Origin of the sequence: Agrobacterium larrymoorei, from assembly GCF_013322225.1 — a bacterium.
Taxonomy (GTDB): Bacteria; Pseudomonadota; Alphaproteobacteria; order Rhizobiales; family Rhizobiaceae; genus Agrobacterium; species Agrobacterium larrymoorei_A.
In genome coordinates this window covers 1-12,054 of sequence record NZ_JAAMFB010000001.1, presented here as the reverse complement: position 1 = coordinate 12,054, position 12,054 = coordinate 1, and the positions used below count along the sequence as shown (strand labels likewise).

General features: G+C 55.6%; 13 protein-coding genes and 1 pseudogene. 5 read left to right on the top strand and 9 right to left on the bottom strand.

Going from position 1 to position 12,054, the window contains the following annotated elements; genetic code table 11:
* Nucleotides 1-104, top strand: a pseudogene (locus tag G6L28_RS00065) (IS481 family transposase); the annotation flags it as partial.
* 18 nt (nt 105-122) lie between these two features.
* Here the strand turns inward: G6L28_RS00065 and G6L28_RS00060 are convergent.
* Complete coding sequence (locus G6L28_RS00060; protein WP_174061748.1) at nt 123-1,067, bottom strand: AEC family transporter; 945 nt, start codon at nt 1,065-1,067, stop codon at nt 123-125.
* 323 nt (nt 1,068-1,390) lie between these two features.
* On the opposite strand from G6L28_RS00060, the gene G6L28_RS00055 reads away from it, so the two are divergent.
* Nucleotides 1,391-2,383 carry an adenosine kinase gene (locus G6L28_RS00055; RefSeq protein ID WP_174061747.1) on the top strand — a complete coding sequence of 331 codons (993 nt, stop codon included), beginning with the start codon at nt 1,391-1,393 and terminating at the stop codon, nt 2,381-2,383.
* Nucleotides 2,384-2,388: 5 nt separating this feature from the next.
* Here the strand turns inward: G6L28_RS00055 and G6L28_RS00050 are convergent, their stop codons facing one another.
* Complete coding sequence (locus tag G6L28_RS00050) at nt 2,389-2,925, bottom strand: SH3 domain-containing protein (protein WP_174061746.1); 537 nt, start codon at nt 2,923-2,925, stop codon at nt 2,389-2,391.
* A gap of 184 nt (nt 2,926-3,109) precedes the next feature.
* Between G6L28_RS00050 and G6L28_RS00045 the strand changes: the two genes are divergently transcribed.
* Nucleotides 3,110-4,114 (top strand): 2-hydroxyacid dehydrogenase, encoded by a 1,005-nt coding sequence (locus tag G6L28_RS00045; RefSeq protein WP_174061745.1) that lies wholly within the window; start codon nt 3,110-3,112, stop codon nt 4,112-4,114.
* Here the strand turns inward: G6L28_RS00045 and G6L28_RS00040 are convergent, their stop codons facing one another.
* The 7 genes from G6L28_RS00040 to G6L28_RS00010 form a co-directional block, all read right to left on the bottom strand.
* A complete protein-coding gene (locus tag G6L28_RS00040; protein WP_174061744.1) occupies nt 4,115-4,588 on the bottom strand; it encodes a GNAT family N-acetyltransferase in 474 nt (157 codons plus the stop codon).
* Nucleotides 4,585-5,346 carry a molybdopterin-synthase adenylyltransferase MoeB gene (locus G6L28_RS00035; RefSeq protein WP_174061743.1) on the bottom strand — a complete coding sequence of 254 codons (762 nt, stop codon included), beginning with the start codon at nt 5,344-5,346 and terminating at the stop codon, nt 4,585-4,587. The genes G6L28_RS00040 and G6L28_RS00035 overlap by 4 nt, the downstream gene beginning before the upstream one ends.
* Before the next feature lie 35 nt (nt 5,347-5,381).
* Nucleotides 5,382-6,509: a DNA replication/repair protein RecF gene (gene recF / locus G6L28_RS00030; protein ID WP_174061742.1), complete on the bottom strand. Its 1,128-nt coding sequence runs from the start codon at nt 6,507-6,509 to the stop codon at nt 5,382-5,384.
* A gap of 115 nt (nt 6,510-6,624) precedes the next feature.
* Nucleotides 6,625-7,254 (bottom strand): nucleoside triphosphate hydrolase, encoded by a 630-nt coding sequence (locus G6L28_RS00025; RefSeq protein ID WP_174061741.1) that lies wholly within the window; start codon nt 7,252-7,254, stop codon nt 6,625-6,627.
* The gene (locus G6L28_RS00020; RefSeq protein ID WP_174061740.1) at nt 7,251-8,045 is read right to left on the bottom strand and encodes an ATP-binding cassette domain-containing protein; all 795 of its coding nucleotides are present in this window, start codon (nt 8,043-8,045) and stop codon (nt 7,251-7,253) included. The genes G6L28_RS00025 and G6L28_RS00020 overlap by 4 nt, the downstream gene beginning before the upstream one ends.
* Nucleotides 8,045-9,109, bottom strand: coding sequence for an ABC transporter permease (locus tag G6L28_RS00015; protein ID WP_174061739.1), 1,065 nt, complete (start codon nt 9,107-9,109; stop codon nt 8,045-8,047). Before G6L28_RS00015 ends, G6L28_RS00020 begins: the two co-directional genes overlap by 1 nt.
* Before the next feature lie 135 nt (nt 9,110-9,244).
* The gene (locus G6L28_RS00010; RefSeq protein WP_174061738.1) at nt 9,245-10,267 is read right to left on the bottom strand and encodes a sugar ABC transporter substrate-binding protein; all 1,023 of its coding nucleotides are present in this window, start codon (nt 10,265-10,267) and stop codon (nt 9,245-9,247) included.
* A gap of 268 nt (nt 10,268-10,535) precedes the next feature.
* Between G6L28_RS00010 and G6L28_RS00005 the strand changes: the two genes are divergently transcribed.
* Together G6L28_RS00005 and G6L28_RS23170 are read left to right on the top strand one after the other, a co-directional pair.
* Nucleotides 10,536-11,768, top strand: a complete 1,233-nt coding sequence (locus tag G6L28_RS00005) for an ROK family transcriptional regulator (RefSeq protein WP_174061737.1) — start codon at nt 10,536-10,538, stop codon at nt 11,766-11,768.
* A 74-nt stretch (nt 11,769-11,842) separates the two neighbouring features.
* A partial coding sequence (locus G6L28_RS23170) for a hypothetical protein (RefSeq protein ID WP_210265769.1) occupies nt 11,843-12,054 on the top strand: 212 nt, incomplete at its 3' end.

Here is a 12,054-nt window from a genome sequence, read left to right as displayed (position 1 = left end):
TCAAAGGCCTCACTCCATACGAATTCATTTGTCGGAGCTTGACAAATGAACCGGATCGATTCACCACCGACCCGACCCATCAATTCCCGGGACTAAACACCTAGAGGCCGCAACGTGCGGCCTCAGCTCAACAGCCACGCCCAGAAAGACACCGTCATCACGCCGAACAGCGTAGAAATGCTGATGTTAGAGGCTGCAATGCTGTGACCGATGCCGAAACGGTTGGCCAGTAACCAGGAGTTTATGCCCGTCGGCACGCAGGATGTGAGAACCAGCGCCGCCGTCCATGCCGGGCTTAAGCCAAGAAGCAGTGCCGTCAACCAGACACATGCGGGCATCAGCAAAAGCTTGAAGACGGTAATGGTCGCGGCAATACGCAGATTTCCGCGGATCGGATATTTCGTTAGCGCCATGCCCAGCGAAATAAGCGCTGCAGGTCCAGCCATCGCGGCAATCTGGCCGATCACGGTCGTAAAGACGACATGCACCGGCACGGCGAGCATATTGAAGCTCAAGCCTAGAACCAGTGCGATGACGAGAGGATTGGTTGCGAGATTACGCCCCACCTGCTTCAGTACAGTCAGGGCAGCGCGGCGTTCGCCACCCGTCACCTTATGCGTTGCGTTCTCCATCAGGATCGTCCCCGCGATCATCATGATCGGTAGATGGACGACAAGCAGGATGGAAATCGCGACGATGCCATCGTTACCGACGGAACGACCGACGAGTGGTAAGCCAATGAAGATATTGTTCGCGAAGGCAGATGAGATGCCCGCGATGACGCAGACGCGCAAGTCCTGTTTGAAAAAGTGGCGCGTGACCACCTGTCCGACGGCCCACGTTATCGCGACACCGGTGAAATAGGTTATCCAAAGCTTAAACGGCGATGCACCATGAAAATCCGCTTCCGCGAGCGTGCGGAAAATAAGGGTCGGCACCGCAATCTTGAAAACAAAGTCGCTGAGAATATCGCTGGCATCGGCCTTGAAGAGTTTTACCTTGACTGTCAGCCACCCGATCAGAATGAGAAGAAAGATCGGTGCGACATTGACGGCAACAGCATACATTATCGGGACTTTCGAGGCCTGTACGGACAGTCCTTCCGGTGTATAGGAAAGAAATAAGGATCGGAAACGTTTTTTAGCGTTTCGTATCGATAAGGTGGCGCACAGTTCTTAAAATGCAAAAAGCGGGGATCAACCCCGCTTCGCAACCGCCCTCACCAGTACATCCGTGATGAGAACGAGTATGATTTAGCAACTTTCCATGACAGGGAAATGACGAGACGAAGAATGGCTTCGCAGCACCGTTTTTCCTTTTCAATGCGGTAGAAATCTTTAAGACCGAATTCCGGTTACGCATCCATCGATGCGGTTCGGACAAGAGGCTCATGACAAAATTCGACGTTTTGACCGTTGGCAATGCCATCGTGGACATCATCTCTCGCTGCGACGATAAATTTCTCGGCGATAACGCCATCACCAAAGGCGCGATGAACTTGATCGATGCCGAGCGTGCGGAGCTGCTCTACTCGCTCATGGGTCCGGCTCTGGAAGCCTCCGGCGGCAGCGCTGGCAATACGGCAGCGGGCATTGCCAATTTCGGCGGTCGTGCAGCCTATTTCGGCAAGGTGGCTGAGGATCAACTCGGCGAAATCTTCCAGCACGATATCCGCGCTCAGGGCGTTCACTTCGAGACCAAGCCTGAAGGCACCTTCCCGCCCACGGCCCGCTCGATGATTTTCGTGACCGAAGATGGCGAGCGCTCGATGAACACTTATCTTGGTGCGTGCGTAGAACTCGGCCCGGAACATGTGGAGCCGGAAGTTGTTGCCGAATCCAAGGTCACCTATTTCGAAGGTTATCTGTGGGATCCGCCACGTGCCAAGGATGCGATCCGTGATTGTTCTCGAATTGCTCACGAAAACGGCCGAGAAGTATCCATGACGCTTTCGGACAGCTTCTGCGTCGGACGCTATCGCGACGAGTTTCTGGATTTGATGCGGTCCGGCACAGTCGACATCGTTTTTGCCAACAAACAGGAAGCGCTGTCTCTCTACGAGACCGAGGATTTTGATGTCGCACTTCAGAAAATTTCGGCTGACTGCAAGATTGCAGCCGTGACCATTAGCGAAGAAGGTGCCGTCATCGTACGGGGTGAAGAACGTATCAAGGTCAATGCCTATCCAGTCTTCGATGTGGTCGATACGACGGGTGCGGGCGATCTTTTTGCTGCCGGGTTCCTGTTCGGCTATACGCAGGGGCGTTCGCTGGAAGACAGCGGTAAGCTCGGCTGCCTTGCAGCGGCTGCGGTTATCCAGCAGGTTGGCCCGCGCCCAATGTCTTCGCTGAAGACATTGGCTGAAAAGCACAGTCTTCTATAGACGTTTTATTTAAAAGCTTCGCCGGGGTAAGCGCCCCAAATTTCGCCTTGAGACACCCAGCCGGTCACCTGACCGGCTTCTGCCCGGCACCAGTCACCATTACATTCGCCGATCTTGATCTGGACGCCAGGTTCCAGTTTCGCCACAACAGACGCGCTGGACTGCGCCTCACGACGCACATTGACGAAGACTTCCTTGCCTTTGCCCCGCATCCAGGGCGCAGCAACTGCTGTCCGTTCACCCGATAGCAACGCCTGATTAACCCAGCCTTCCGTACCGTCCGCATCGCGTATACGCCGCCAGTTTTCGTACTCCTGGATGATTTCAACCGGCATGCCGGATTTCATGTACATCCATGAGACGGCATAATCGGTGCTGGGGCCGATGCGCATGTTGACGCGCTTGGACTTGAGGCTGACGAAGCGCGGCAGCGGCAGGCCGCTTGCGCCCTTCGCGGCACCCTGCGCCAAAACAGGAGCGGTTGCCGCATCGAGAAAACCCAGGGACAATGCAATGCAGACGATGGAGACAATGCTACGCATGCCGGTTTCCGTTTCCTTGCGACGAGCAAAAGAGAATGACGATCAGGCGCTTCTTTCCCTAAAGCCAAGGCGGCAACATGCGAGATTTGTTTGTCTTCGCCGGTGGGTCTGGTAGAAACGCCCTTGATGGAAGAAATTATCGCTCTTTCTGGTTAACGACCTCTGAACAAGGTGCCTGCAGACAATGACGAATAAGAAAAGACCGACCGTCTATCTCACCCGAAAGCTGCCGGATCTGGTCGAAACACGCATGCGCGAATTGTTCGAGGCCGAACTGAATATCGAAGATGCGCCACGCACCGAACAGGAACTCATCGCCGCCATGCAGCGGGTAGATGTTCTGGTACCGACCGTAACGGATCGAATCACCGCGTCCATGATCGAGCAGGCAGGCCCTCAACTGAAATTGATCGCCAGCTTCTCAAATGGCATCGACCATATCGATGTAGACGCCGCAGCTCGCAAGGGTATCACGGTTACCAACACGCCAAACGTTTTGACGGAAGACAGCGCTGACATGACAATGGCGCTGGTTCTGGCCGTGCCACGCCGCCTGGTTGAAGGCACACGCGTTCTGGCCAATGGGGCAGACGAATGGGGAGGCTGGTCGCCGACATGGATGCTGGGACGCCGCCTTTCGGGCAAGCGCATGGGCATTGTCGGCATGGGGCGGATCGGCACAGCGGTCGCACGCCGCGCCAAGGCCTTCGGCCTCTCCATTCATTATCATAACCGCAAACGGGTAAATCCTGCGACGGAAGCGGAGTTGGAGGCGACCTACTGGGACAGTCTCGACCAGATGCTGGCGCGTGTTGACATCGTTTCTGTCAACTGCCCATCGACGCCAGCCACCTATCACCTGATTTCGGCTCGCCATCTATCGCTGATGCAGCCGACGAGTTACATCGTCAACACGGCGCGCGGCGATATCATTGATGAGGCTGCGCTTATTCGCTGCCTGCAAAGTGGCAAGATCGCCGGTGCCGGGCTCGATGTTTACGAGAACGAGCCTGCGGTCAACCCGAAGCTCATCAAGCTCGCCAAAGAGGGCAAGGTGGTGTTGCTGCCGCATATGAGTTCTGCCACCATCGAAGGCCGCATCGACATGGGTGACAAGGTCATCATAAATATCCGCGCCTTCTTCGACGGCCACAGGCCACCGAACCGAGTGCTGCCCGGAAGAGCTTGATTAAGCCAGACGCTTCCTCATTTCGATGGAGGTGGTACGATCGAAGCCTGGATGCGCGTTTTCAGCCGTCTTTGTAAATCCCCAGGACGAGAATTGCTTGTGGTTGCCGACAAGCTCTATCCGCGTTTCCAACCGCAGCGCAGGAAGACTAAGCGAATGCGCTGTTTCCTCTGCTTTTCTGAGCAAGGCCCGACCGAGACCGCGCCCTTGCGCTGCCGGTGAAACGGCAAGTTTTCCAATGTAGAGAGAGGAACTTTCAGGCTTGCAGAAGATGCAGCCGAGCAACTCGCCGTTACCCAAAGCGGCAAAGGCGAGCTCATCGCGTGTTTTCTGACGCAGAGTGTCTGGCGTCAGTCGATGCGCCGAGGATGGCGGGTCTATAACGCCATCCATGTAAGCGAAGGATGACATGATGAGTGCGAGCAACTCGTCGATGCGATCAAACCCATCATCGATTTGAACGATCTCGATCATGACTTATCCTTGCGGCGCTTGTAGCGCACGGTTTCAAAACGGGAAGCAAGCGCGTCGTAGAGCAGCAATCGGCCAACCAGCGGTTCGCCCGTCTGCGTTACGAGCTTGACGGCTTCCATTGCCATGATCGTGCCAACCACGCCGGTCAGTGCGCCGATAATACCTGTTTCCGCGCACGAGGGCACCAAACCGTCCGGTGGCGGGGCTGGGAACAAATCGCGGTAGCGTGGTCGAAGATCACCGTCTGCATCGGTTTCATAAGGCTTCAAAACCGTTACCGATCCGTCGAAGCGCCCGACCGCGCCCGTCACCAGAGGCACTGCCGCCGCCTCAGCCGCATCGGCTGCGGCATAACGTGTGTCGAAATTGTCCGAACCATCGATAACCAGATCAAAGGAATTCAGGTGCTCTTGCGCCCAGACGGCGGAGAATCGTTCCTCGAACCGCATCACTCGCACATACGGGTTGAGGCGGGCAATTGCTTGCCGGGCGCTTTCGGTTTTCCGTTCTCCGATGGTACCGGTGTCGTGGATGACCTGCCGCTGAAGGTTGGAAAGTGAAACGATATCGTCATCGATTATGCCGAGCGTACCAACCCCTGCCGCCGCGAGATAATACAGTACGGGCGCACCTAGGCCTCCAGCACCGATCACCAATACCCGCGCCGCCTTCAACTGCTGCTGCCCTGCTCCACCGATTTCCGGCAAGAGGATATGGCGTTTGTAACGCTCGATTTCGTTAGGGCTGAGAGGGTCCAAGATCGTGTCTCCGGCTGTGTGATCCTATCTAGGACCTATTGACCGATGCTGCCATGGGAAACGTTGAAAAACTGCGCGCGCGCGCCCAGTGCCGAAAACATGGAGGCATCCGTTCCGGTCATGAAACTTTGCCCGCCAAGCGCATGGACGAGATCGAAGAGTGCCGCTCGTCTGCCTTCATCCAGATGTGCGGCAATCTCGTCCAAGAGAAGGACAGGAGCATAACCGGTCATATTTGTCGTCAGCTGCGCATGCGCTAAAACAAGGCCAACCAGAAGTGCCTTTTGCTCCCCTGTAGAGCAGCGGCCAGCATCCATATCCTTTTCCGTATGCCGTACCAAAAGGTCCGTTCGGTGGGGGCCGTCAAGCGTGCGTCCAGCACCCGCGTCACGGTAACGGCTTTCTTTGAGGGTAGAGAGATACTCGTCTTCCAGATCGACCGCGGGCCGATGAAACTCCCCATCAATGAAGCCGGATAAAGCGAGCGACGCTTTTGGAAAACCCGAATCATCGGCACGGCTTTCAATCAGCGCACGCAACAGCCCCAGCATCTCGTGACGCGCGACAGCCATAGCCATGCCAAGCTCAGCCATCTGCTTCTCGATGCCGTCCAGCCAGACGGGATCGAAGCGCCCTTCGGACAAGAGCCGATTTCGTCCTCGCATCGCCTTGTCAAAATCACTCGCGCGTCGCCCATGCGTCGGATCGAGCGAAAGCACCAACCTGTCAAGAAATCGACGTCTGTCTACCGACGGTCCGGTGAACAGCCCGTCCATTGAAGGGGTAAGCCAGAGAACGCGGAGGTGATCCGTCAACTCATCCACCGATTTTACTGGAGTACCGTTCAATCTCAGTCGGCGCGAAAGCGTTTCGCCTTCCCCATCAAGGCCCGTTCCGATGGCAACTTCTCCATCCATACCATCCACATCGGAAAAGATGGAAAAGCCAGCCGCCTCTGCGCCAACGCGCGTAACATCCGACAGGACAGCGCGCCGCAGACCTCGGCCGGGTGACAAGAAGGAAACAGCTTCCAGCAGATTGGTTTTTCCCGATCCGTTATCTCCGGTCAGGACCACGTGCCGCGCATCAAGGCGCAGTGACATTTCCGCGTAGTTGCGAAAATCCGTCAATTTCAGGCGTGAGAGATAAACCTTGCCGGTCATGCCGCGTCCAGAATCGTCATGCCCGTGACCTACAATATTGCCGGGTAGATGTCGCGCAAAAGCGTCAAGGCACGAGGAGTTTGTCAGCAAATAGGGTGCTCATCCAAGAAGCAGCCTATTCCCATATATCGATGTTGATATCTGCCTGTCTTGAATGCTCGATAACGTGTTGGCCATTCGGCAGGTCGTTACCATAAAGCTTCGCCTTGACGGCTTCGTCGTCCAGCCCGTACCCCATCCAGCGATCATGAAGCCGCTGCTCCAAAACCTCTGATGATGGGCCGACGAAGATTGTAAAATCAAAGCGCTCCGCGAGGCGGGACCAGGGATCGTCGGCGAGCAGAAGGTAGTTACCTTCCGCCAGAATGAAACGAGTCTGCGTTGAAATAGCCCGTGCCGAAGCAATGGCGATTTCACGGGAGCGGTCGAAAACGGGAACCAGAACCTCTTCATCCGCTTTGCGAACGGCATCGATGATGTCCGAAAAGCCGCGTACGTCGAATGTTTGCGGGGCTCCTTTTCTTGCCAGAAGTCCGCGATCTTCGAGAATGCCGTTATCCATGTGAAAGCCATCCATGGGCAGGACTTCGGCCTTTTCACCACGGTCTATCAAAGCGTCACGAAGCGCATCAGCCAGCGTGGATTTACCGGCCCCCGGAGGGCCGGCGATCGCTAAGATAAATCTCTTCGATCCTTCGGCTCTTTCGAAAAGCACATCGAGCAAAGCTGAAAGAGTCATCGTCATGCAGCGAGTGTCTCTCTAGGCGGCTCCTTGGCACCCGTCATGAAGGCGACCGCATCAGACATCGTATATTCTTTCGGATTGATGACGCAGAGACGCCGTCCAAGCCGGTGAATGTGTATACGGTCGGCTACCTCGAAGACATGCGGCATGTTGTGCGATATCAATACGATGGGGAGACCGCGAGAGCGCACATCCAGGATCAGCTCCAGCACGCGGCGGCTTTCCTTGACACCAAGGGCGGCAGTCGGCTCGTCGAGAATGACGACTTTGGAGCCGAAGGCTGCAGCGCGCGCAACGGCAACGCCTTGACGCTGGCCACCGGAGAGCGTTTCCACTGCCTGATTGATATTCTGGATCGTCATCAGGCCAAGCTCGGACAGCTTGTTACGCGCAAACTTCTCCATGGCTGCATGATCGAGCTTGCGAAGAACAGAACCCATAAACCCGGGCTTACGGATTTCACGTCCGAGGAACATATTGTCTGTAATCGATAGTGCCGGCGACAGAGCAAGGTTCTGATAAACGGTTTCGATACCGGCATCCCGGGCTTCCAGCGGAGTCTTGAAGTTGACGGGCTTTCCTTCAAGCCTTATCTCGCCCTCATCCGGGCGGATAGCGCCAGACAGTGCCTTGATCAGGGAAGATTTTCCTGCGCCATTATCGCCGATCACCGCCAGAATTTCACCCGGATAGAGATCGAAATCAGCATTATCAAGGGCCGTCACTCGGCCATAGCGTTTGACGAGATTATGAGCAGAAAGAATAGGTTGCTTGTGTGTTTCCTGGGCCATCAGACGGCTGCCTTTCTGATCCACTGATCGATTGCCACGGCGGCTATGATGAGCCAGCCTGTGAGCATGACTTTCCATTGCGGGTCTGCGCCGAGCATGTTTAGACCCATCGAGACCACACCGACGAGCATGGCGCCGAACAGCGTTCCCAAAATGGACCCGCGTCCGCCGAACAGCGAGATACCGCCGATAACGGTCGCCGTGATGGCCTGAAGGTTGTAATCCGTCACAGCGGCGGATGGAGAAATCGAGCCGTTACGGCCAATTGCAACCCACGCGGCAAAAGCCGCGATGACCCCTGCGAGTGTGTATACACTGAGAAGAACCTTGCGCGTCTGGATACCTGAGAGCTTTGCGGCTTCGGGATCGTCACCCACAGCATAGACATGGCGTCCCCATGCCGTGTGGTTCATTACATACCAGAGGATACCAACCAGCACGACCATCGCAATAACGCCAAGAGTGAGGATGGCAGTACCAATGCGAAAATTGGTGGCGAAGAGATGCAGCAAGGGCGCATTCTGCGCGACATCCGCATCGCGAATGGTTTCATTGGCGGAATATATGAAGTTCGTCGCCATAACGATGTTCCAGGAACCAAGCGTCACGATGAACGGCGGAAGCTTCACAACAGCAACGAGGAAGCCGTTGAACAGCCCGCAAATACCGCCAACCACGAAACCGGCCAGGATAGCGATGCCGGTCGGCATGCCGTAAGTTACAGCCACATTTCCCATAACAACCGACGATATCACCATCACCACGCCAATCGACAGGTCGATACCAGCAGTCAGAATAATTAGCGTTTGCGCAGAGCCGAGGATACCAACGACTGCGATCTGCTGAAGGATCAACGTCAGTGTGTAGGATGAGAAGAAGCGCCCGCCAATGGTCATGCCGAAAATCGCGACCGACATGATCAACACAATCAGCGGGACGGCAGCAGGTGTCGAATGTAAAAAATGCTGCGCGCGCTTGAGAACTGAAACGTTCTGCTGATCGAACGAGGCGACATTCTTGTCGCTCCCGTCGAGCGCGCGCTCGAATTCCTGTATTCCGCTCATGTTTCCTCCTCCCGCTTCCGCGCCTCGGCAAAGAAGCTCGGCGCAAATACTTAGCCGGATTATTTTATGCGAAAGTCTCTGATCAAAACGGCCGGGATACCTCCCGGCCGAACGAATGTTACAGGGCAGGGCTGATCAGCCCCAGCACTTCGCCAAACCTTCTTTGACGCTGATCGACGGCACACCCTCAACAGGCTTGTCGGTGACGAGAGAAACACCGGTATCGAAGAAGGACTTGCCTTCAGTCGGCTTTGGCTTTTCACCCGTATCGGCAAACTTCTTGATCGCTTCTACGCCGAGGGATGCCATCATCAGCGGATACTGCTGAGAAGTGGCGCCGATGACCCCTTCCTGAACGGATTTCACACCTGGGCAACCGCCATCAACCGAAACGATCAGAACGTTCTTTTCCATGCCGACGGCCTTGAGAGCCTGGTAGGCGCCGACGGCTGCGGGTTCGTTGATGGTGTGAATGACGTTGATGCCGGGATCCTTCTGAAGAAGGTTCTCCATTGCCTTTCGTCCGCCCTCTTCGTTGCCATTCGTTACGTCATGGCCAACGATGCGCGGATCATCCTCGTCGCCGATTTTATTCGGATCCTTGGGGTCGATACCGAAACCGATCATGAAGCCTTGGTCGCGCAGGACGTCGACGGTCGGCTGGTCAGGCGTCAGGTCAAGAAACCCTGCTTTGGCTTCTTTTGCCTTATCGCCCATGGTGCCCTTTGCCCATTGGCCGATCAGTTTACCCGCCAGAAGATTGTCGGTTGCGAATGTCGCATCCGCGGAATCGATCGGATCTAGCGGCGTATCGAGAGCGATCACAAGTAGACCGGCATCGCGGGCTTTCTTGACGGTCGGAACGATGCCTTTTGTGTCGGAAGCGGTGATCAAAATACCCTTTGCACCATCTGCAATACAAGATTCGATTGCAGCCACCTGGCTCTCGGAATCGCCGTCTACTTTACCAGCGTAAGATTTCAACGTAATGCCCAATTCCTTGGCCTTGGCAGTCGCGCCTTCCTTCATTTTGACGAAGAAGGGGTTCGTATCTGTTTTTGTGATGAGGCAGACCGATGTATCGGCGGCCGATGCGACGGATGCGAAAGAAACGCCAAGCGCAAGCGCGCCAAGAAAGGCGGTAACAGTGCTCTTCATGTAATCCTCCCAATGATGAGCCGAGCTGCTTCGTTTAAAGCTTTTCCTGCGGTCCCTCTCCTCCAAGATCGGGATCCACTGTCCCAATGGAACCATCAAATGAAAAAACTGTCAATAAATAAATCCGATTGAATTATTAATTCCATATGTCATCTTTCATTTCACTCGACTGGTCCGGAGTACGGTAAGAGGAGGCCGTTATTCCAAATTTTGACTTGTCGCAGATAGTCCGGGCACTTATGCACGCACTTGCCGGGGAGGAATGCGAATGACACGCTCAGCGGAGCCTGCACAGCAAGGAGTAGCGAGCACATCGGATTTGAGTGGCGGCGCTAATCAGATAGGCGTCCGCGCCTATAATGAGCGACTGGTCCTGTCACTTGTGCGTCGGCACAGCGGCCTATCAAAAGCCGAGATCGCTCGACGAAGCGGCCTTTCCGCACAGACCGTATCGGTCATCATGCGCTCGCTGGAGAACGACGGTCTTCTCATTCGCGGTGAACTTCTGCGCGGCAAGGTTGGCCAACCTTCGACCCCCATGCGGCTCAACCCGGATGCAGTGTTCTCATTCGGCGTAAAAATCGGTCGACGAAGCGTCGATCTCGTTTTGATGGACTTCGTCGGCCGCATTCGTTTAAAAATGCGCAATACTTACCCCTATCCGTTGCCTGAATGGATTTTGCCTTTTGTTGTGAAGGGGATTGCAGAGCTTAAATCGCAATTGCCCGAAAACCATTCGCAGAAGATTGCAGGGGTCGGTATTGCCGCACCTTTTGAACTGTGGAGCTGGGCTGAGGAAGTTGGAGCGCCCCAAAACGAAATGGACCGCTGGCGCGGCGTCGATCTTCGCTCTGCCATTGCTGAAGAGGTCGATTATCCGGTCTTCCTACAGAACGACGCCACGAGTGCCTGTGGCGCTGAACTCGTGTTTGGAGCAGGCCAGAACTATCCAGATTTTCTCTATGTATTCATCGGCTCTTTTATCGGGGGCGGGATCGTTTTGAACTCCGCCTTATTTTCGGGCAGAACCGGAACGGCAGGGGCTATAGGCCCGCTTCCGGTACAGGGCCGGGATGGGTCGACGGTCCAGTTGCTAAAGATTGCATCGATTTTCGTCTTAGAAGACATGTTGCGGGAGGCCAATATCGATCCGAAGCCGCTATGGTTCTCACCTGACGAGTGGATCGATTTCGGAGAACCCTTGGAGCGCTGGATCCAGAATACCGCCGCAGCACTGGCTCAAGCAGTGGTAGCAGGCGCCTCAATCATCGACTTCTCCTCGGTCATCATCGACGGCGGCTTTCCCGACTGGGTGCGAGCGCGTATTGTAACGGCGACCCGAAGAGCTCTGGATTCCCACGACCTGCAGGGGGTCGCGGTGCCAGAGATCGTCGAAGGAACAGTAGGCAGCCAAGCACGCGCTATCGGAGGCGCAAGCCTACCGTTGTTCTCGCGGTATCTTCTTGATCAGAATGTCTTGTTCAAGGAAGCTGGAAGTTAGAGTATTGCCGAAAAGTTCGATGTGTTTGCGACTAGGCAAAGCACCACATTGAGGCCCGGCTGAGCCACGCTCCGGTGAAGGAGGATTTCGGAGAGAAGATCAGGAAGCTGAAAGCCGAAGTCAGCACTGAAGCCGTCGAGCTGGTCATCAACTCCGCCTTCTATTACATGCGCGAGCATGCCGACCTAACCCCGAGGGCGCGCCGATCATCCCCGGCACGCTCAGCCGGTTCGAGTGCGTCCAGTCGTCGATCTACGACGCGGGCGTTCACTCGATCATTGTCGGA